Source organism: Microbacterium barkeri, from assembly GCF_027921765.1.
GTDB lineage: Bacteria > Actinomycetota > Actinomycetes > Actinomycetales > Microbacteriaceae > Microbacterium > Microbacterium barkeri.
Map to the genome: position 1 here is coordinate 162,792 of NZ_BSEJ01000001.1, position 19,291 is coordinate 182,082.

General features: G+C 72.0%; 19 protein-coding genes. 16 read left to right on the plus strand and 3 right to left on the minus strand.

The genetic code is table 11. The features are described 5' to 3' along the window. Positions 1 to 17 precede the first annotated feature (17 nt). Positions 18 to 2,288: a RelA/SpoT family protein gene (locus tag PKE79_RS00835; protein ID WP_374727728.1), complete on the plus strand. Its 2,271-nt coding sequence runs from the start codon at positions 18 to 20 to the stop codon at positions 2,286 to 2,288. Here PKE79_RS00835 and PKE79_RS00840 read toward each other — a convergent pair. From PKE79_RS00840 to PKE79_RS00850, 3 genes are all read right to left on the minus strand, one after another. Beyond that, the gene (locus tag PKE79_RS00840) at positions 2,267 to 2,854 is read right to left on the minus strand and encodes an SAM-dependent methyltransferase (protein ID WP_271171771.1); all 588 of its coding nucleotides are present in this window, start codon (positions 2,852 to 2,854) and stop codon (positions 2,267 to 2,269) included. The genes PKE79_RS00835 and PKE79_RS00840 overlap by 22 nt on opposite strands. A gap of 98 nt (positions 2,855 to 2,952) precedes the next feature. Then, the gene (locus tag PKE79_RS00845; RefSeq protein ID WP_271171772.1) at positions 2,953 to 4,461 is read right to left on the minus strand and encodes a DUF349 domain-containing protein; all 1,509 of its coding nucleotides are present in this window, start codon (positions 4,459 to 4,461) and stop codon (positions 2,953 to 2,955) included. 87 nt (positions 4,462 to 4,548) lie between these two features. Continuing rightward, entirely contained in the window at positions 4,549 to 4,851 is a 303-nt protein-coding gene (locus tag PKE79_RS00850) for a dioxygenase (protein ID WP_271171773.1), read from the minus strand. Between the two features lie 125 nt (positions 4,852 to 4,976). Between PKE79_RS00850 and PKE79_RS00855 the strand changes: the two genes are divergently transcribed. The 15 genes from PKE79_RS00855 to nusB all read left to right on the plus strand — a co-directional run bounded on the left by PKE79_RS00855 (position 4,977) and on the right by nusB (position 19,252). Continuing rightward, entirely contained in the window at positions 4,977 to 6,335 is a 1,359-nt protein-coding gene (locus tag PKE79_RS00855) for a replication-associated recombination protein A (protein WP_271171774.1), read from the plus strand. 164 nt (positions 6,336 to 6,499) lie between these two features. Next, positions 6,500 to 7,129, plus strand: a complete 630-nt coding sequence (rpsD, locus tag PKE79_RS00860; protein WP_271171775.1) for a 30S ribosomal protein S4 — start codon at positions 6,500 to 6,502, stop codon at positions 7,127 to 7,129. Between the two features lie 147 nt (positions 7,130 to 7,276). Continuing rightward, complete coding sequence (locus PKE79_RS00865) at positions 7,277 to 7,465, plus strand: hypothetical protein (RefSeq protein WP_271171776.1); 189 nt, start codon at positions 7,277 to 7,279, stop codon at positions 7,463 to 7,465. Positions 7,466 to 7,536: 71 nt separating this feature from the next. Beyond that, the gene (gene alaS / locus PKE79_RS00870; RefSeq protein ID WP_271171777.1) at positions 7,537 to 10,194 is read left to right on the plus strand and encodes an alanine--tRNA ligase; all 2,658 of its coding nucleotides are present in this window, start codon (positions 7,537 to 7,539) and stop codon (positions 10,192 to 10,194) included. Further along, the gene (gene ruvX, locus PKE79_RS00875) at positions 10,191 to 10,658 is read left to right on the plus strand and encodes a Holliday junction resolvase RuvX (RefSeq protein WP_271171778.1); all 468 of its coding nucleotides are present in this window, start codon (positions 10,191 to 10,193) and stop codon (positions 10,656 to 10,658) included. The genes alaS and ruvX overlap by 4 nt, the downstream gene beginning before the upstream one ends. A gap of 8 nt (positions 10,659 to 10,666) precedes the next feature. Continuing rightward, positions 10,667 to 11,998: an endolytic transglycosylase MltG gene (gene mltG / locus PKE79_RS00880; RefSeq protein ID WP_271171779.1), complete on the plus strand. Its 1,332-nt coding sequence runs from the start codon at positions 10,667 to 10,669 to the stop codon at positions 11,996 to 11,998. After that, complete coding sequence (locus PKE79_RS00885; protein WP_271171780.1) at positions 11,991 to 12,848, plus strand: shikimate dehydrogenase family protein; 858 nt, start codon at positions 11,991 to 11,993, stop codon at positions 12,846 to 12,848. Before mltG ends, PKE79_RS00885 begins: the two co-directional genes overlap by 8 nt. A 5-nt stretch (positions 12,849 to 12,853) precedes the next feature. Continuing rightward, positions 12,854 to 14,065: a chorismate synthase gene (gene aroC / locus PKE79_RS00890; protein ID WP_271171781.1), complete on the plus strand. Its 1,212-nt coding sequence runs from the start codon at positions 12,854 to 12,856 to the stop codon at positions 14,063 to 14,065. After that, positions 14,049 to 14,630: a shikimate kinase gene (locus PKE79_RS00895; RefSeq protein WP_271171782.1), complete on the plus strand. Its 582-nt coding sequence runs from the start codon at positions 14,049 to 14,051 to the stop codon at positions 14,628 to 14,630. Before aroC ends, PKE79_RS00895 begins: the two co-directional genes overlap by 17 nt. Beyond that, positions 14,627 to 15,748, plus strand: coding sequence for a 3-dehydroquinate synthase (gene aroB / locus PKE79_RS00900; RefSeq protein ID WP_271171783.1), 1,122 nt, complete (start codon positions 14,627 to 14,629; stop codon positions 15,746 to 15,748). The genes PKE79_RS00895 and aroB overlap by 4 nt, the downstream gene beginning before the upstream one ends. A gap of 58 nt (positions 15,749 to 15,806) precedes the next feature. After that, positions 15,807 to 16,595 (plus strand): ABC transporter substrate-binding protein, encoded by a 789-nt coding sequence (locus PKE79_RS00905; protein ID WP_271172176.1) that lies wholly within the window; start codon positions 15,807 to 15,809, stop codon positions 16,593 to 16,595. 12 nt (positions 16,596 to 16,607) lie between these two features. Further along, positions 16,608 to 17,402 carry an amino acid ABC transporter permease gene (locus tag PKE79_RS00910; RefSeq protein WP_271171784.1) on the plus strand — a complete coding sequence of 265 codons (795 nt, stop codon included), beginning with the start codon at positions 16,608 to 16,610 and terminating at the stop codon, positions 17,400 to 17,402. 17 nt (positions 17,403 to 17,419) lie between these two features. Further along, positions 17,420 to 18,199 (plus strand): amino acid ABC transporter ATP-binding protein, encoded by a 780-nt coding sequence (locus PKE79_RS00915; RefSeq protein WP_271171785.1) that lies wholly within the window; start codon positions 17,420 to 17,422, stop codon positions 18,197 to 18,199. 71 nt (positions 18,200 to 18,270) lie between these two features. Then, positions 18,271 to 18,831, plus strand: coding sequence for an elongation factor P (efp, locus tag PKE79_RS00920; protein WP_271171786.1), 561 nt, complete (start codon positions 18,271 to 18,273; stop codon positions 18,829 to 18,831). Positions 18,832 to 18,841: 10 nt separating this feature from the next. After that, complete coding sequence (nusB, locus tag PKE79_RS00925; protein WP_271171787.1) at positions 18,842 to 19,252, plus strand: transcription antitermination factor NusB; 411 nt, start codon at positions 18,842 to 18,844, stop codon at positions 19,250 to 19,252. Positions 19,253 to 19,291: the final 39 nt, after the last annotated feature.

The following is a 19,291-nucleotide window of genomic DNA, read 5'->3' on the forward strand; positions in this document are numbered from 1 at the left end:
CGGCCGGGCGTAGGATGATGTCCACGCCCGGCGGGCGCGGGAGGAGAGCGATGGCGGACAGCATCTCGAGCCCGACGAGCCTGCGCCGGCTCGTGCCGCGGATCTTCTCGAGGGCACCCCGCTACGCCGACCTCTCCAAGCTCCTCACCTCGGTGCGCGCGAATCACCCGCGCGGCGACATCGCGATCATCGAGCGCGCGTACCAGGTCGCGGCGGAGAAGCACCGGGGCCAGAAGCGCCAGAGCGGCGAGCCGTACATCACGCACCCGCTCGCGGTCGCCGAGATCCTCGCGGATCTCGGGCTCGGCCCGAAGGCGATCGCCGCGGCCCTGCTGCACGACACCGTCGAGGACACGGGGTACCCGCTCGAGGACCTCCGCGCCGAGTTCGGCGACGAGGTGGCGCTCCTCGTCGACGGCGTCACGAAGCTCGACAAGGTCAAGTACGGCGAGAGCGCCCAGGCTGAGACCGTCCGCAAGATGATCGTCGCGATGTCCAAGGACATCCGGGTGCTCGTCATCAAGCTCGCCGACCGCCTGCACAACGCGCGCACGTGGGGCTTCGTGCCCCCCGAGAAGGCGAAGAAGAAGGCGACGGAGACCCTCGAGATCTACGCGCCGCTCGCGCACCGACTGGGCATCCAGGCGATCAAGTCCGAGCTCGAGGACCTCTCCTTCGCCGTGCTGTACCCCAAGATCTACAACGAGATCGACAGCCTCGTGAAGCAGCGCACCCCGCAGCGCGAGCAGTACGTGCAGCGCGTCATCGACGACGTGAGCATCGACCTGCACGAGCTCCGGATCCGCGGGACCGTCGTCGGCCGTCCGAAGCAGCTCTACTCGGTGTACCAGAAGATGGTCGTGCGCGGACGCGAGTTCGACGACATCTACGACCTCATCGGCATCCGGGTGATCGTGAGCAGCGTGCGCGACTGCTACGCGGTGCTCGGCGCGATCCACGCGCGCTGGACGCCGCTTCCCGGGCGCTTCAAGGACTACATCGCGACCCCGAAGTTCAATCTCTACCGTTCGCTGCACACGACCGTGATCGGCCCGGGCGGGCGCACGGTCGAGATCCAGATCCGCACGCAGGAGATGCACCAGCAGGCGGAGTACGGCGTCGCCGCGCACTGGAAGTACAAGGAGCGGATGGCCTCGGGCCAGGTCGACGAGCGGCTGTCCGACACCGACATGGCCTGGGTCGCGCGCCTGAGCGACTGGCAGGCGGAGACGAAGGATCCGGGCGAGTTCCTCGACTCGCTGCGCTTCGAGATCGGCGCGAAGGAGGTCTACGTCTTCACGCCGAAGGGACGCGTGATCGGCCTGCCCGCGGGCGCGACCCCCGTCGACTTCGCCTACGCCGTGCACACCGAGATCGGCCATCGCACGATGGGCGCCAAGGTCAACGGACGTCTCGTGCCGCTGGACTCCCAGCTGAACTCGGGCGACATCGTCGAGGTCTTCACCTCGAAGAACCCCGACGCGGGCCCGAGCCAGGACTGGCTCGCGTTCGTCAAGAGCTCGCGCGCGCGCAACAAGATCCGCGGCTGGTTCACGAAGGAGCGCCGCGACGAGGCCATCGAGCAGGGCAAGGAGGCCATCGCGCGCGCGATGCGCCGCCACAACATGCCGCTGCAGAACCTCAAGGACTCGCTCGCGGAGGTCGCGCACCAGCTGCGCCTCGAGGACGTCTCCGCGCTCTACGCCGCGGTCGGCGAGGGGCACACCTCGACGCAGTCGGTGCTCGAGAAGGTCACCGCGCTGCACCAGACGGTCGAGCCCGCCACGGGTCCGCTCGACCTGCCGGCGACCGCGTCGCAGCGGAAGGTGCACGGCGGGGACTCCGGGGTCCTCGTGCGCGGAGCCGACGACATCCTCGTGAAGCTCGCGAAGTGCTGCACGCCCGTGCCCGGGGACGAGATCGTCGGCTTCATCACGCGCGGGCAGGGCGTCTCGGTGCACCGCGCGGACTGCACGAACGTCCGTGCGCTCAAGGACAACCCCGAGCGGATGATCGACGTCGAGTGGGCGCCGACGACCAAGAGCGTCTTCCTCGTGCAGATCCAGGTCGAGGCCCTCGACCGCGCAGGCCTCCTGTCCGACATCACGCGCGTGCTCAGCGAGCATCACGTGAACATCCTGTCGGCGAACGTGTCCACGACGCGCGAGCGCCTCGCGATCTCGCGGTACGTGTTCGAGATGGGCGACACGGTGCATCTCGATCGCGTGCTGAACGCCGTGCGCCGCATCGACGGCGTCTACGACGTCTACCGCGTGACGTCCTCCTGATCGGCCGCGCCCCGGCCGTCCGGTCCGAGCTCGCGGAGGAGGGCGACGGCCGCGACCGCGTGGGTGCGCCGAGGATGCGCACGGAACCACGCGAGCGCCGCGCGCCGCGTGGACTCGTCGGCGGCGAGGCGCGCCACGGCATCGGCTGATCCGCGGTCCCGCGGATCGGGACGCGCGGCGTCCCGCGCCAGGTCGGCGAGGGTGCGTGCCGGCGTGGCGACCGCGGTGTCGCCGAGGAGCGCGACGTCGGCGGGGGAGAGCTCCTGGTCGTGGAAGCGGAGACGCCGATCGACGACGCGGGTGATGCGCCAGGGGACCGCGCGCTGCACGTCGAGCGGATCCGGCGGCTCGCCAGTCGCCCCGTGGATCCAGGCCGCCGCCATCCCGACGAACGCGCAGCTCGGCGACAGAAGCGGCGCGAGCGCCGCGGCCCGGACGAGCGGCGGGGTGGGCGCGTCCGCGGGCAGGAAGCCCTCCCCGAACGGGACGAGCTCGCCGTCGAGGCACGCCGCGCGCAGCTCCGCGACGCTGAAGCGCCGCCCGGGGAAGAGGACGGCGGGGCTCATGCAGGCCAGTGTCCCGCGCGCGTCGGGGGTCGCGTGGATGCCTGTGGACGACGAAGCGGCCCCGCGTCCGGTGGACGAGGGCCGCTTGCGGCGCGCGGTCAGCCGCCGATCGCGCGCAGCCAGGCCTGTCGGGCCTCGAGAGCCTCCTTGGCGTCGGCGATCGCCTTGCGGTCGCCCTTCGCCTCGGCGGCGGCGAGCTCCTCCTGTAGCTTCTCGATCGCCTCGCGGAGCTGGCTGCCGAGGTCGTTGGCGCGGGCCTTCGTCTCGGGGTTGTTGCGCTTCCAGTCGAGGTCCTCGCGCTGCTTGAGCTCCTGCTCGATCTTGCGGAGCTGGTCGTCGAGCCCGCGCTCGACGTCGCGCGGGAAGATGCGGCCCACCTCGTCCCAGCGGCGCTGGATGCCCGTCAGGATGCGGCGCGCCTCGGTCAGGTCCTTCGTGTCCGGGACGACCTTCGCCTCCTCGAGCAGGGCCTTGCGCGCCTCGATGCGGGGAGCCGACTCGGCCTGCTCGGCGGCGTCGCGCTCGGCGCGCGCCTGGTACAGGGCGTCGCCGGCCGCCTTGAAGCGCGCCCAGAGCGCGTCGTCGGCCTTGCGGCCTGCGCGGCCCGAGCGCTTCCACTCGTCGAGGAGCGTGCGGTAGGCGGGGATGCCCTCCTCGCCGCGCGGCGCGAGCGCCTCGGCCCGCTCGATGAGGCGGTTCTTCGCGTCCCGCGCGGCCTTGTGCACCTCGTCGAGCTCGGCGAAGAACGCGCGACGCTGACGCTCGACCGTCGAGCGGGCATCGCGGAATCGCTTCCACAGCGCCTGCGCCTGCGCCTTGGGCAGGCGCGGCCCGTTCTGCTGGTGGTTCTGCCAGGCCGCGAAGAGGTCGGACAGCTCGGCCGTCGCCTGCTTCCACTGGACCGTCTTGGGATCGCGCGCCGCGAGGGCCTCGGCCTTCTCGACGATCGCGGTGCGCTCGACGATCGCGGCCTCGACGGCGGCGCGGGCGGCCGCGGCCTCCTCGGCCGTCGCCTCGGCGAGCGCCTCGACGAGCGTCGTCAGCCGCTTCTCGAGGCCGGCGAGGTCGCCCACGGCCGTCGCGCCGACGACGTCCTTCTGAAGGCGGGTGGCCTGACCGCGCAGGTCGCTCGCGGAGGCGCCGCCGCGCGTGTGGCGCTGCTCGAGGGTCGCGACCTTGAACTCGAGGTCGGCGAACTTGCGCACGAAGTAGTCGAGCGCCTCCTGGGGCGTGCCGTCGGGGAACTCGCCGACGACGCGCCACTGGTCGCCCTCGCGGACGGACACGACGCCGTTCTCGGTCACGCGGCCCCAGGTCTCCTCGACGACGACAGCGCCGGGCTCGGTCGGCTCGGCGGGCGCCGCGGGAGCCGGAGGACCCGGACGCGGCGACGGAACGGGGGCGGGCGTCTCGTCGGCGGGAGCCGCCGGGCCCGCGGCGTCATCGCCGTCGGGGGCGGGGACCTCGCCGGCCTCGACGACGGCGCTGTCGGCGATGGCCTTCTCCGTGAGCGCGTCCGCGTCGGCGGTCGTCGCTTCGACGTCGGCCGCGACGGCCGCCTCCTCGGGCGTGGAGTCGGTCTGGGGGGTGTGCTCGGGAATCGACACAGGAATCTCCTTGCGCGGGCATCCGCGGGAGGGGAACAGGACGCGCCCCAGCCTAGTACGGGCCGTGGCCGCGGTCTGCGGCGGACGTCATTCCGCTGCGGGCGCCTCCGAGGGGGCGGGCGTCGTGGCCGCAGGCGTCTCGAGCGGCGCCGGGACGGTGGTTCCGGTCGGCGACGGCGTCGGGGTCGGCTCCGGTGCGCCGGGGCCGACGGAGTAGAACAGCGCCTGCGCCGCGATGGCGCCCGCGATGACGACGGCGGCGGCGCTCAGGGCGATGACGTTGTCGCGTCGACGTCGGGCGACCTGCGTCTCGTGGAGACGCCTGCGGGCCTCGTACAGACGCGCGCGCTCACGCGCCTCGCGCTCGGCACGGTTCTTCCCGTTGGCCAACGGATTCTCCTTCGTTCACGGTCTGAGCCGGGCAAGAGACTACGCCGCCGCCCCGCGGGCTCCCAAACCCGTGCCGTGTCGTCCTCGCCCAGGCCGGTGTCGGCGGTCCGGACTAGCCTGGAACGATGACCTCCGCCTCCGCGCTCTTCCAGGGGCAGACGCCGCTCGCCGTGCGCATGCGCCCGACGTCGCTGAGCGAGGTCGCCGGCCAGGCGCACCTGCTGCGGCCGGGCTCGCCGATCGTCGCCCTCGCCGATCCGAACGCGACCAATCCCGGCACCGTCTCGGTCATCCTCTGGGGCCCTCCCGGCACGGGGAAGACGACGCTCGCGCAGGCCATCGCGCGCTCGTCGGGCCGCCGCTTCGTCGAGCTGTCGGCGATCACCGCGGGCGTGAAGGATGTGCGCGAGGTCATGCAGGAGGCGCTCAATCAGCGCGACCTGTACGGGCAGTCGACCATCCTCTTCCTCGACGAGATCCATCGGTTCACGAAGGCGCAGCAGGACGCGCTCCTCCCGGGCGTCGAGAACGGCTGGGTCATCCTCATCGCGGCGACGACCGAGAACCCGTCGTTCTCGGTGATCTCTCCGCTGCTGTCGCGCTCGCTCCTCCTCACGCTCCAGCCGCTCACCGACGACGACCTCGGCTCGCTCATCGACCGCGCCGTGTCCGATGCGCGCGGACTCGCCGACGCCGTCGTGCTGGCGCCCGAGGCGCGCGCCGCGCTCATCCAGCTCGCGTCGGGCGACGCGCGACGGGCGCTCACGGCGCTCGAGGCGAGCGCGGGGGTCGCCGCGTCGGAGGCGGCGGACGACCGCGCGACGGCAGAGGAGCGAGACGCCGACGTCCGGCCCCTGATCACCGCCGACCACGTGTCCCAGGCCGTCGACCGCGCGCTCCTGCGGTACGACCGCCAGGGCGACGAGCACTACGACGTCATCAGCGCGTTCATCAAGTCGATCAGGGGCTCCGACCCCGACGCCGCCGTGCACTACCTCGCGCGGATGATCGAGGCGGGGGAGGATCCGCGCTTCATCGCGCGCCGCCTCGTCGTCCACGCCGCGGAGGACATCGGTCTCGCCGACCCGCAGGCGCTCCAGATCGCGGTCGCCGCGGCCGACGCGGTCGCCTTCATCGGCATGCCGGAGGGGCGCATCCCGCTCGCCGAGGCGACGATCTACCTCGCGACCGCGGCGAAGTCGAACGCCGCGTACCGTGCGATCAGCTCGGCGATCGCGGATGTGAAGGCCGGGCGGATGGGGCCCGTGCCGAAGCACCTCCGCGACGCGCACTACGCGGGGGCGAAGCGCCTCGGGCACGGCAAGGGCTACCTCTATCCGCACGACAGCGACGTCGGCGTCGTGCCGCAGCAGTACCTGCCGGATGAGCTCGTCGGCACGCGCTACTACGAGCCGACGAACCACGGCGGCGAGCGCGAGGTGTCGGCACGGCTCGAGCGCATCCGCCGCATCCTCGAGGGCTGATCGCCGAGCGGCCTCGCCGGCGCGGTCTGATAAGCTGAGTCGGCTCGAAATCCGGGCACATCCCTCTTCGCATTCCTCCGGGCAGTCCGGCGTACGCCCACAACGGGAGAAGAGCGATGTACGTCCGTGTGTCCGCGACAGTCGCGGCCACGTGAAAGGAAACCATGGTCACCAAGTCCCAGGACCGCCGCAAGGTCCGCCTCTCGCGCGCGCTCGGCGTCGCGCTCACCCCGAAGGCCGCGCGCTACCTCGAGAAGCGCCCCTACGGCCCCGGCCAGCACGGCCGCACCAAGCGCAAGGCCGACAGCGACTACGCCGTCCGCCTGCGTGAGAAGCAGCGTCTGCGCGAGCAGTACGGCATCCGCGAGAAGCAGCTGCGCATCGCGTTCAACGAGGCCCGTCGCCAGGACGGCCTGACCGGTGAGAACCTCGTGGAGCTCCTCGAGATGCGCCTCGACGCCCTCGTGCTGCGTTCGGGCTTCGCCCGCACGACGGCGCAGGCTCGCCAGTTCGTGGTGCACCGCCACATCCTCGTCGACGGCAAGATCGTCGACCGTCCCTCGTTCCGCGTGAAGCCGGGCCAGACCATCGAGGTCAAGGCCAAGAGCGAGGCGCTGGAGCCCTTCCAGGTCGCAGCGGCCGGCGGTCACGCCGAGGTCCTGCCCCCGGTCCCGGGCTACATCGAGGTCGAGCTCGACAAGCTCCAGGCGAAGCTCGTGCGTCGTCCGAAGCGCGTCGAGGTGCCCGTCACCTGCGACGTGCAGCTCGTCGTCGAGTACTACGCGGCGCGCTGATCGCGCATCGCGACGCGCGTCGGGAGGGCGTCGGGGCTTCGGCCCCGGCGCCCTCTCGCTTTCGCGCTCCCTTTCGGAACTAGGATGGGAGGACGCCGCGCCGCACGCGCGGCGCCGACGGACGCGACGGGCGCGAGGACGGATGACATGAAGAAGCTGCTGTGGTTCCTGCTCGGCATCGGGGGCGGCCTCGTCGTCGCGCACCTCATGAACAAGGACCCCCGCGGCCACGAGCTCCTCGCGGCGATCGACGCGCGCATCGACGAGTTCACCGAGCGCATGTCGGATGCCTACAACGCGGAGGCAGCCCGCCGCGGCGCCGCCGTCGACGCCTGACCCTCGACGTTCCCGCGGCCGCCCGATCGGCGGCCGCTTTCGCACGTACAGCAAGGACGAATCCCCACCTCATGAAGACCGCGGAGATCGCGCAGCGCTACCTCGACTACTTCGAGAAGAACGACCACACCATCGTGCCCTCGGCGTCGCTCGTGAGCGACGACCCGTCGATCATGTTCACGATCGCGGGCATGGTGCCGTTCATCCCGTACCTGACGGGAGTGGTGCCCGCACCGTACCCGCGCGCGGCCGATGTGCAGAAGTGCATCCGGACGAACGACATCGAGGAGGTCGGCAAGACCGCCCGCCACGGCACGTTCTTCCAGATGCTCGGCAACTGGTCGTTCGGCGACTACTTCAAGGAGGGCGCGATCGCGTACGCGTGGGAGCTCCTCACGACGAGCGAGGCGGATGGCGGGCTCGGGTTCGCCGAGCGCGACCTGTGGGTCACGGTGTACGAGGACGACGACGAGGCCGCCGCGCTGTGGCGGAAGGTCGCCGGCATCCCCGCGGAGCGCATCCAGCGACTCGGACGCGCGGACAACTTCTGGACGACCGGCCAGCCGGGACCGGCCGGACCGTGCTCGGAGATCTACGTCGACCGGGGCCCCGCCTACGGCCGCGACGGCGGCCCCGCGGTCGACGACAGCCGCTTCCTCGAGATCTGGAACCTCGTGTTCATGCAGAACGCGATCGAGAACGTGCGGTCCAAGACCGAGTTCGACATCGTCGGCGAGCTGCCGAAGAAGAACATCGACACGGGCATGGGTCTCGAGCGCGTCGCGTTCCTCAAGCAGGGCGTCGAGAACATGTACGAGACCGACCAGGTGCGTCCCGTGCTCGAGCGCGCGGTCGAGCTCTCCGGCCGCCGCTACGGGGTCGACCACGGCGACGACGTGCGCTTCCGCGTGATCGCCGACCACGTGCGCTCGTCGCTCATGCTCCTCAGCGACGGCGTCACGCCGTCGAACGAGGGTCGGGGCTACATCCTGCGCCGGCTCATGCGGCGCACGGTCCGCTCGATGCGCCTGCTCGGCGTCGAGGAGGCCACCTTCCCCGCGCTCTTCGAGGCGTCGCGCGACGCCATGAAGGCCGGCTACCCCGAGGTCGAGTCCGACTGGCAGCGGATCTCGTCGTACGCCTTCGCCGAGGAGGAGACCTTCCTGCGCACGCTCACGGCGGGCTCGACCATCCTCGACACGGCCGTGTCGAAGACGAAGGCGGCCGGCGGCGCGACGCTCGCGGGCCCCGAGGCGTTCCTCCTGCACGACACCTACGGCTTCCCGATCGATCTCACCCTCGAGATCGCCGAGGAGGCCGGACTCGGCGTCGACCGCGACGCCTTCGACGCGCTCATGCAGGAGCAGAAGCAGCGCGCGAAGGCCGACGCCCGCTCCCGCAAGCGCGCGATCGCCGACGTCGGCGTGTACCGCGAGTTCCGCGCACTCGGAGAGACGCAGTTCACGGGGTACACCGATCTCGAGACCGAGTCGACCGTGCTCGGCGTGCTCGTCGACGGCCTCAGCGTGCCGCAGGCGCTCCAGGGGCAGATCGCCGAGGTCATCCTCGCGGAGACCTCGCTCTACGCCGAGTCGGGCGGACAGGTCGCCGACAAGGGCACGATCGTCGGCCCGGGCTTCGAGCTCGAGGTGCTCGACGTCCAGCGCCCGGTCGCGGGCCTCGTGAGCCACACGGTCGAGGTCACGCGCGGCGAGGTCGGCGTCGGCCAGCCCGCGACGACGGTCGTCGACGCGGCGAACCGCCGCGCCGCGACGCAGGCGCACTCCGCGACGCACCTCGTGCACGCCGCGCTGCGCGACACGCTCGGCAAGGGCGCGACGCAGGCCGGCTCGCTCAACCGCGCGGGATACCTCCGCTTCGACTTCACGTGGGGTCAGGCGCTGAGCCCCGCCACGCGGAGCGAGATCGAGGAGATCGCCAACAACGCCGTGCGGGACAACCTCGAGGTGACCACGCGCGTGCTGTCGCTGGACGAGGCGAAGGCCGCGGGCGCGATGGCGCTGTTCGGCGAGAAGTACGGCGAGAAGGTCCGGATGGTCGACATCGGCGGACCCTGGTCGCGGGAGCTGTGCGGCGGCACGCACGTGTCGACGTCGGCGGAGGTCGGGCTCATCAGCATCACGGGCGAGTCCTCGGTCGGCGCGTCCAACCGCCGGGTCGAGGCCCTGGTCGGGCTCGACGCGTTCCGCGAGCTGACCGCCGAGCGCGCTCTCGTGAACGAGCTCACGGCCGCCCTCAAGACGCCGAAGGAGCAACTGCCGGCGCGGGTCTCCGAGCTCGCCGCCGCCCTCAAGGCGGCTGAGAAGCGGATCGCCCAGTTCGAGGCGAAGGCCCTCGCCGAGCGCGTGCCGGCGCTCGCGGACGCCGCGGTGCGCACGGGCGCCTACCGGGTCGTCGCGGAGTCCCTCGGATCGGTCGGCTCGCCCGACGACGTGCGCGCCCTCGTGACGCAGGTGCGCGACCGGCTCGGGGCGGATGCGGCCGTGGTGGCCCTCGGCGCCGAGGTGTCGGGACGGCCCGTGGTCATCGTCGCGACCAACGAGGCTGCCCGGAGCGCCGGCGCGAAGGCCGGCGCGCTCGCGAAGGCCGCGGCCGCCGCTCTCGGCGGCGGCGGAGGCGGGCGCGACGACATGGCGCAGGGCGGCGGCGCCGACGCGACCGCCCTGCCGGCCGCGCTCGACGCGGTGCGCGCGGGTCTCGCTGCATGACCGGGTTCCGCCGGGGCGTCCGCCTCGGCGTCGACGTGGGGAAGGCGCGCATGGGCGTCGCGCGGTGCGACCCCGACGGGATGCTCGCCGTGCCCGTCGAGACCGTGCCGCGCGACGACCGCTCGATCGCGCGGCTCGTCGAGCTCGCGGCCGAGCACGAGCCGGTCGAGATCGTCGTCGGGCTCCCGCTCAACATGCGCGGCGACGACACGCCCTCGACGCAGGATGCACGGGACTTCGCCGCCGAGCTCGCGACCGCGCAGGCGGCGCCCGTGCGCATGGTCGACGAGCGGCTCAGCACCGTGAGCGCTCACACGGCGCTGCGGCAGTCCGGCCGATCCCAGAAGGGGTCGCGTAGCATTGTCGACCAGGTCGCCGCGGTCGTGCTGCTGCAGCACGCGGTCGACACGGAGAAGCAGACGGGGGTCGCCCCCGGGATCGCCGTCCGCACCGGTTTGGAGTAGACATCCGCATGCCCGATTCCCCCGATCCCCGCGCCGAGCGCGCCCTCACCCGGCGCGAGCGCCGTGAGCGCGAGCTCGCGGCGGAGGCGCGGCGCAAGCTGCCCAGCGCCGCGGCGCACGACGTCGCGGGCGCCGCCGCGCCCCTCGCCGCTCCGGCCCCCGAACGGCAGGCGGCGGAGCCCGCACCCGAGGACCGGCGTCCGGCCGGCCTCGAGGACCTGTTCGCCCCCGAGCACGCGGAGCGCCCGGCGAAGCGCAGGGGAAGCCGGCTCGGCTGCCTCATCTCCGCGCTCATCGTCCTCCTCCTGCTCGGCGGCGTCGTCGCGGGCGGTCTGTGGGTCTGGAGCGCATACGGCGAGCGCATCGCGTCGGTGATGGGATGGGACGGCCCGCACGACTACGAGGAGGGGCAGGCGACCGGCGAGGCGCTCGTCACGATCTCCGAGGGCGACACCGGAGAGGCCATCTCGGAGACGCTGCACGAGGCCGGCGTCACGCTCGAGAGCGACTCCTTCTACCGCCACCTCATCGAGACCGGCGACGAGACGACCTTCCAGCCCGGCGTGTACCAGCTGCAGAGGAAGATGACCTCGGCTGCCGCGCTCGAGGCTCTGAACGACCCCGCGACGCGCCTCGAGAACACGGTGCTCATCACGGAGGGCAGCTTCGCCGCCGACGCGCTCGAGAACATCGCGGAGGTCACCGACGTCCCGCTCGAGGAGCTCCAGGCCGCGGCGGAGGACTACACGCGGTTCGGCATCCCCGAAGAGGCGCCGAGCATCGAGGGATACCTGTTCCCCGCGACGTACACGTTCGATCCCGACGCGACCGCGGACGACGTCATCCGCGTGCTCGTGGACGAGATGTTCGAGCGCCTCGACGCACAGGGCGTCGCGCCCGAGAACCGCTTCGAGATCCTCACGATGGCCGCGCTCGTGCAGCGCGAGGCCGGCGGCGAGGACGACATGCCCAAGATCGCGCGCGTGTTCTACAACCGCATCGAGCAGGGCATGCTCCTGCAGTCCGATGCGACGGTCGCCTACGGCGCCGACAGCACCCACACCGTGTGGACGACCGACGAGCAGCGCGCCGACGCGTCGAACCCGTACAACACGTACGTGCACGAGGGGCTGCCCGCAGGACCCATCGGCCTCCCCGGCGAGGCAGCGATCGCCGCGGCCATCTCGCCCGCGGAAGGGGACTGGCTGTACTTCGTGCCGGTCGACCTCGCCACCGGCGAGACCGTGTTCTCGAGCACCCTCGCCGAGCACGAGGCCGCCGTGGCACGCCTCCAGGAGTGGTGCAGGGCGAGCGAGGAGAACTCGACCTACTGTGAGTGAGATCCGTCTCGAGGTCTGGGGCGACCCGATCGCGCACAGCCGCTCGCCGCAGCTCCACGGGGCCGCGTACCGCGTGCTCGGGCTCGACTGGGTCTTCGAGCGGCGGCGGGTCTCCCGCGACGCGTTCGACGCCGCGCTCGCGGAGCGCGCATGGCGCGGTCTCGCCGTGACGATGCCGCTCAAGGAGCAGGCGCACCGCGCGGCGGCGTGGCGCGGGCGACGCGCCGAGCTCACGCGCGCGGTCAACACGCTGTTCTTCGGCACGCCGTCACCCGACCTGCCGGGCATCGCGCAGTGGGACGGCGAGGGCCCGCTCGGGTTCAACACCGACGTCGGCGGGATCGTCCGCGCGCTCGACGAGCTCGGCATCAGGCGGCTCGAGACCGCGCGCATCGCGGGGGCGGGCGCGACCGCGTCCTCCGCGCTCGTCGCGGTGGGGGAGATGGGCGCGCGTCGCGTCGACGTCGTCGCCCGCAGCGCCGAGCGCGCGGCGCCCCTCGTGGCGATCGGCGAGCGCGCGGGGATCGACGTGCGGGTGTCGTCGTTCGACCATCCGCACGCGCCGGCCGACCTCACGATCGCGACGCTCCCCGGCGGGGCGGAGCTGCCCGGTGCGCAGGCCGACCGCCTCGCGGCGGCCGGAGGGCCGCTCTTCGACGTGGCGTACGCGCCGTGGCCCTCGGCGCTCGCCCGACGCTGGGCGGACGGCGATGCGCACTCGGGCCTCGGGATGCTGCTGCACCAGGCCGTTCTGCAGGTGCGGATCTTCACGACGGGCGACCCCGAGGCGCCCCTCGACCGCGAGGACGAGGTCGTGGCCGCGATGCGCTCCGCGCTCATGGGAGACTAGTGGCCATGCTCCGCGTGCTGACCGCCGGCGAATCGCACGGCCCCGAACTCATCGCCATCATGGAGGGACTGCCCGCAGGCGTCCCCGTCACGGCCTCCGCCATCCAGGAAGACCTGCAGCGCCGCAAGCTGGGCTACGGGCGCGGATCGCGCATGAAGTTCGAGCAGGACGAGCTGTCGATCTCGGGCGGCATCCGCCACGGCCTCAGCATGGGCAGCCCGATCGCCCTGCGCATCGGCAACACCGAGTGGCCGAAGTGGACCGAGGTGATGAGCGCGGAGCCCGTCGAGCTCACCGAGAAGTCGCGCGGCCGCGGCGCCCCGCTCACCCGGCCGCGCCCCGGGCACGCCGACCTCGTGGGCATGCAGAAGTACGGCTTCGACGAGGCGCGGCCGATCCTCGAGCGCGCGAGCGCCCGCGAGACCGCCGCCCGCGTCGCACTCGGCGCCGTGGCGCGGTGCTTCCTCGGCGAGCTGGGCATCCGCCTCGTGAGCCACACGCTGTCGATCGGCCCCGTGCGCGTGCCGGATGACGCGCCGCTCCCCGCGCCCGACGACGTCACCGCGCTCGACGCGGATCCGCTGCGCTGCTTCGATGCGGACACGAGCGCGCGGATGGTCGCCGAGGTCGATGCCGCCAAGAAGGACGGCGACACGCTCGGCGGCATCGTCGAGGTGCTCGCGTACGGCCTGCCCCCGGGGCTCGGCTCGCACGTGCACTGGGACCGCCGCCTCGACGCGAAGCTCGCGCAGGCGCTCATGAGCATCCAGGCGATCAAGGGCGTCGAGGTCGGCGACGGCTTCGAGACCACCCGGCGCCGCGGGTCGCAGGCGCACGACGAGCTGTTCGCCGGCGACGACGGCATCGTGCGCGGCTCCGACCGCGCGGGCGGCACCGAGGGCGGGATGTCCACGGGCACGATCCTGCGCGTGCGGGCCGGCATGAAGCCGATCGCGACCGTGCCGCACGCGCTCCGGACGATCGACGTCGCGACCGGCGACACCGCGTCGGCGCATCACCAGCGCTCCGACGTCTGCGCCGTGCCGGCCGCCGGCGTCGTCGCCGAGGCGATGACGGCGATCGTGCTGGCCGAGGCCGTGCTCGAGAAGTTCGGCGGCGACTCGGTCGCCGAGACGCGCCGCAACCTCGAGGCCTACCTCGCCGCGATCCCCGAGACGCAGCGCACGGCCGCCCTCGCGCATGACGCCGTCCTCTGACGGCCACGCGGCAGGCGCGATCGTCTTCGTCGGCCCGATGGGTGCCGGCAAGTCGAGCCTCGGCAAGCGCGTCGCGCGCGCGCTCGGTCTCCCGTTCACCGACACCGACACCGCGATCGTCCGCGCGCACGGCCCGATCGCCGAGCTCTTCGCGCGCGAAGGCGAGGCGCGCTTCCGCGAGATCGAGCGCGAGGCCGTGCGCACGGCGCTCGAGGGCGGCGGCGTCGTGGCGCTCGGGGGAGGCGCCGTCCTCTCCGCCGAGACGCGCGAGCGCCTGCGCGCGCACCGCGTCGTGCTCCTGACGGTCGACGAGACCGCGATCGCCCACCGCATCCGGGGCCAGAAGCGCCCGCTGCTCAACGGCGACGTCGATCCGGTGGCCGAATGGGCGCGCATCCGCGCCGAGCGCGAGCCCCTCTACGCCGAGGTGGCGGACGCCGTGTTCGACACGTCGCGCGGCCCGACCCAGCGCACGGTCGAGCGGATCGTGGCGTGGCTGCGCGGCGACGAGCCAGCCGACGACGAGACGACAGCGCGCGCGGCGCGCACGGAGGAGGAGTCATGAGCGACACCGTGATCAGCGTGGCCGGCACGCCAGGGTACGACGTCATCGTCGGCAGCGGGGTGCTCGCGCGCCTCGGCGAGGTGCTCCCGCCGGCCGCGAAGAAGGTGCTCGTCGTGCACCAGCCCTCGCTCGGGGCGCGCGCGGAGGAGCTGCGCGAGCGCCTCATGGGCGACACGGGGCGCGAGGTGCTCCTCGCCGAGGTGCCCGACGCCGAGCAGGCCAAGCGCGTCGAGGTCGCCGCGTTCTGCTGGCAGATCATGGGCCAGGCCGACTTCACGCGCACGGACGCGGTCGTCGGGCTCGGCGGCGGCGCCGTGACCGACCTCGCGGGCTTCGTCGCGGCCACGTGGCTGCGCGGCGTCGACGTCGTGCAGATCCCCACGACCGTCCTCGGCATGGTCGATGCGGCCGTCGGCGGCAAGACCGGCATCAACACCGCGGAGGGCAAGAACCTCGTCGGCGCGTTCTGGGCGCCCCGCGCCGTGCTGTGCGACCTCGACCTGCTCGCGACCCTGCCGCAGAACGAGGCCGTCGCGGGATTCGCCGAGGTCGTGAAGGCCGGCTTCATCCGGTACCCGGAGATCCTCGACATCGTCGAGGCCGATCCGGCCCGTGCGACCGACCCGTCGACCCCCGAGTTCCGCCGCTGCATCGAGCTCGCGATCCGGATGAAGGCCGACGTCGTGGGGGAGGACTTCCGCGAGTCGGGCGTGCGCGAGACGCTCAACTACGGCCACACCCTGGGCCACGCGATCGAGCACGCGGAGCGCTACCGCTGGCGGCACGGCGCGGCCGTCTCGATCGGCATGATGTACGCCGCCGAGCTGTCGCGACTCGCGGGCCGGCTCTCGGACGCCGCCGTCGACCGCCACCGCGCCATCCTCACCGCGCTCGGGCTGCCCACGACGTACCGGATGGGCGCGTGGACGCAGCTGCTGGCCACCATGCAACGCGACAAGAAGGCGCGCGCGGGCATGCTGCGGTTCGTGCTCCTCGACGACATCGGGAAGCCGACGGTCGCGCAGGCGCCCGACGAGTCGCTCCTCTTCGCGGCATACCAGGAGATCGGCGAGGAGGACGCGGGTCGCATCCTCCAGGCCGGCCGACCCCGCGACTAGGATGGCCCAACAGCACCCGAGAGTCCCTCTCGTCACCCAGAAGGAAGGCGTCGCGATGATGCAGCTCCGCTCCCGTGCGATCACCGCACTGCTCGTCACCGGCACGGCCGGCCTCGCCCTCGCAGGATGCGCCTCCGGCGCCGGCGAGGAGCCGGCCGAGGAGGGCGGCGTCTCCCTCGTCGAGCCCGGCACGTTCACCGTCTGCTCCGACATCCCCTACGAGCCGTTCGAGTTCATCGACGACAACGGCGACACCGTGGGCTTCGACATCGACATCGCCAACGAGATCGCGGCCGACCTGGACGCCGAGCTCGAGGTGATCGTCGACTCGTTCGAGTCCATCCAGTCGGGCCTGTCGTTCGACAAGTGCGACGCGGCGATCTCCTCGATCTCGATCACCGAGGAGCGCAAGGGCAACATGGACTTCTCCGAGCCCTACATGGACGACGACCTCACGCTCATCGCGAGCGCGGACTCCGGCATCACCGACCTCGAGTCGGCGGTCGGCAAGCAGGTCGGCGTGCAGTCGGGGACGACGGGCGAGGCGTACGCGCAGGAGAACGGCATCTCGCCGATTGGCTTCGAGAACGCCGGCCTCCAGCTCGAGGCGCTCAAGGCCGGGACGGTCGACGCCGTGCTCGGGAACGTCTCGGTCCTCGCATACGGCGTGAAGGACGAGGAGGGCTTCGAGCGCGTGGCCGACTTCGAGACCGGCGAGAAGCTCGGCATCGCGGTCGAGAAGGGCGACACGGCGCTGCTCGAGGTCGTGAACGGCACCCTGCAGCGCCTGACCGAGTCCGGCGAGCTCGACGAGCTCAAGGCGACCTGGTTCGGCGAGGGCTCCTAGGCGGGGCGCCCGATGGCACTCACCGCACGCCAGCGCGCGCGGACGGCGCAGTACGCGCAGGCCGGGCTCTTCGTCGCGCTGATCGTCGTCCTGGCGATCGTCATCGACTGGCCGCGGATCCTCGACTCGTTCTTCGACTTCCCGGCCGTCGCGGGGATGTTCCCCGGGATCATCCTCGTCGGGCTCAAGAACACGATCGTCTACACGATCGTGTCCTTCGCGCTCGGCCTCGCGCTCGGGATGCTCCTGGCGCTCATGAAGCTGTCGTCGTTCGCGCCGTACCGCTGGATCGCGACCGCGTACATCGAGTTCTTCCGCGGCATCCCCGCGCTGCTCGTGTTCATCGCCTTCGGGTTCGGCGTGCCGGCCGCGTTCCCGGGGACGCGCTGGCCGACGATCCTCGTCGTGATGCTCTCGCTCGGGATCGTCGCCGCCGCGTACATCGCCGAGACGCTCAGGGCGGGCCTGCAGGCCGTCCCGCGCGGCCAGTACGAGGCCGCGCGGTCGCTCGGGATGCCCGGATGGCGCGCGATGCTCACGATCGTCATCCCGCAGGCGTTCCGGATGGTGCTGCCCCCGCTGACGAACGAGTTCATCCTCGTCACGAAGGACACATCGCTCATCTACGTGATCGGCCTCGCCGCCGAGAGCTTCGAGCTCACCAAGCTCGGCCGCGACGGCATCCTGCAGTACGGCGCCGGCATCACCCCGCTCGTCGTCGCGGGCGCCATGTACCTCATCATCACGCTGCCGCTCAGCCAGCTGTCGCGGCGCTTCGAGTCGCGCTCGGCGCGGACCAGGCGATAGACGTCGGAGGACGAGACATGACCGGCACATCCGAGAACGCCGCGCAGTTCGGCGTCGTGATCCGCGGCCTGCGGAAGTCGTACGGCTCGAACGAGGTGCTCAAGGGCATCGACCTCGAGGTCGCTCCCGGCGAGGTCGTGTGCCTCATCGGGCCGTCGGGCTCGGGCAAGTCGACGCTGCTGCGCTGCGTCAACCTCCTCGAGGAGCCGACCGGCGGCGCGATCGAGGTCGGCGGCCGCGAGGTCACCGACCCCGACCTCGACATCGACGAGCTGCGCCGCCACGTGGGGATGGTATTCCAGCAGTTCAACCTCTTCCCGCACCTCACGGTGCTCGAGAACTGCACGGTCGCGCAGCTCAAGGTCCTGCGGCGGCAGAAGGCGGAGGCCGAGCGCATCGCGCAGGCCAACCTCGACCGCGTGGGGCTGGGCGCCCTCGCGGGACGGTACCCCGACCAGCTGTCGGGCGGCCAGCAGCAGCGCGTCGCGATCGCGCGATCGCTCTCGATGGACCCCCACCTCATGCTGTTCGACGAGCCGACATCGGCGCTCGATCCCGAGACGGTCGGCGACGTGCTCGCGATCATGCGGCAGCTGGCCGACGACGGCATGACGATGCTCGTCGTCACCCACGAGATGGAGTTCGCGCGGGTCGTCGCGGACCGCGTCGTCTTCATGGACGGCGGCGTCGTCGTGGAGGAGGGCCCGGCGGCGCAGGTGATCGGCAACCCGCAGACCCCGCGCATGCAGGACTTCCTGAAGCGGGTCATCCATCCGACGCACGTCGATCTGAACTAGGATCTTCTCTCGGCCCGTCCGCGGGCCCTGAGTTCTCTCGACGAATCCACACGAACGGATCACTTACGCACATGGCATCCACCGCAGACATCAAGAACGGCGTCGTCCTCGCCATCGACGGACAGCTCTGGAGCGTGGTGGAGTTCCAGCACGTCAAGCCCGGCAAGGGCGGCGCGTTCGTGCGCACCAAGCTGAAGAACGTCGTGTCCGGCAAGGTGGTCGACCGCACGTTCAACGCGGGCGCCAAGGTCGACATCCAGAACGTCGACCGCCGCGACTTCACGTACCTCTACAACGACGGCGACTCGTTCGTCTTCATGGACGCGACGGACTACGACCAGATCAACGTGCCGGCCGCCGTCGTCGGCGACGCGTCGAACTACCTGCTCGAGAACCAGCTCGTCACGATCGCGCTGCACGACGGCCAGCCGCTGTACCTCGACATGCCGGCGTCGGTCGTGCTCGAGATCACGTACACCGAGCCTGGCCTGCAGGGCGACCGCTCGTCGGCCGGCACGAAGCCCGCGACCGTCGAGACGGGTGCGGAGATCCAGGTCCCGCTGTTCCTCGAGACCGGCACGAAGGTCAAGGTCGACACCCGCACGGGCGACTACCTCGGCCGCGTGAACTGAAGCCGCGCGAGTGAGCGCACGCACCAAGGCGCGCAAGCGCGCCCTCGACATCCTCTTCTCCTCGGACGTCCGCGGCGACGCCCTCGAGGTGACGCTCGCCGCGGAGGCGAAGCGCGCGGCGGGGGAGCCCGCCCGACAGGCGTCGTGGCTGTACGCGCGCGACATCGTCGACGGCGTGATCGACCACCGCGACGAGATCGACGAGCAGATCACGACGCACAGCCGCGACTGGAGGCTCGAGCGCATGCCCGCGGTCGACCGGGCGCTGCTGCGCATCGGCACGTGGGAGATCCTCTTCAACGACGAGGTCCCGACGGCCGTCGCGATCGACGAGGCCGTGGAGCTCGCCAAGGAGCTCTCCACAGAGGAGTCCGGCGCCTTCGTGCACGGCGTCCTCGCGCGCATCGCGCGCTCGAACTGACCTCGGTCCGCTCCGCGTGCCCGCGCCGTACGTCCCCGT

Excerpts from the sequence above, each read along its gene's own strand:
- ruvX (WP_271171778.1), top strand. The coding sequence starts at position 10,191 with ATGACCGGGTTCCGCCGGGGCGTCCGCCTCGGCGTCGACGTGGGGAAG.
- mltG (WP_271171779.1), top strand. The coding sequence starts at position 10,667 with ATGCCCGATTCCCCCGATCCCCGCGCCGAGCGCGCCCTCACCCGGCGC.
- PKE79_RS00910 (WP_271171784.1), top strand. The coding sequence starts at position 16,608 with ATGGCACTCACCGCACGCCAGCGCGCGCGGACGGCGCAGTACGCGCAG.
- PKE79_RS00915 (WP_271171785.1), top strand. The coding sequence starts at position 17,420 with ATGACCGGCACATCCGAGAACGCCGCGCAGTTCGGCGTCGTGATCCGC.
- aroB (WP_271171783.1), top strand. The coding sequence starts at position 14,627 with ATGAGCGACACCGTGATCAGCGTGGCCGGCACGCCAGGGTACGACGTC.
- PKE79_RS00855 (WP_271171774.1), top strand. The coding sequence starts at position 4,977 with ATGACCTCCGCCTCCGCGCTCTTCCAGGGGCAGACGCCGCTCGCCGTG.
- efp (WP_271171786.1), top strand. The coding sequence starts at position 18,271 with ATGGCATCCACCGCAGACATCAAGAACGGCGTCGTCCTCGCCATCGAC.
- PKE79_RS00905 (WP_271172176.1), top strand. The coding sequence starts at position 15,807 with ATGCAGCTCCGCTCCCGTGCGATCACCGCACTGCTCGTCACCGGCACG.
- PKE79_RS00865 (WP_271171776.1), top strand. The coding sequence starts at position 7,277 with ATGAAGAAGCTGCTGTGGTTCCTGCTCGGCATCGGGGGCGGCCTCGTC.
- PKE79_RS00840 (WP_271171771.1), bottom strand. The coding sequence starts at position 2,854 with ATGAGCCCCGCCGTCCTCTTCCCCGGGCGGCGCTTCAGCGTCGCGGAG.
- PKE79_RS00835 (WP_374727728.1), top strand. The coding sequence starts at position 18 with ATGTCCACGCCCGGCGGGCGCGGGAGGAGAGCGATGGCGGACAGCATC.
- PKE79_RS00895 (WP_271171782.1), top strand. The coding sequence starts at position 14,049 with ATGACGCCGTCCTCTGACGGCCACGCGGCAGGCGCGATCGTCTTCGTC.
- aroC (WP_271171781.1), top strand. The coding sequence starts at position 12,854 with ATGCTCCGCGTGCTGACCGCCGGCGAATCGCACGGCCCCGAACTCATC.
- rpsD (WP_271171775.1), top strand. The coding sequence starts at position 6,500 with ATGGTCACCAAGTCCCAGGACCGCCGCAAGGTCCGCCTCTCGCGCGCG.
- alaS (WP_271171777.1), top strand. The coding sequence starts at position 7,537 with ATGAAGACCGCGGAGATCGCGCAGCGCTACCTCGACTACTTCGAGAAG.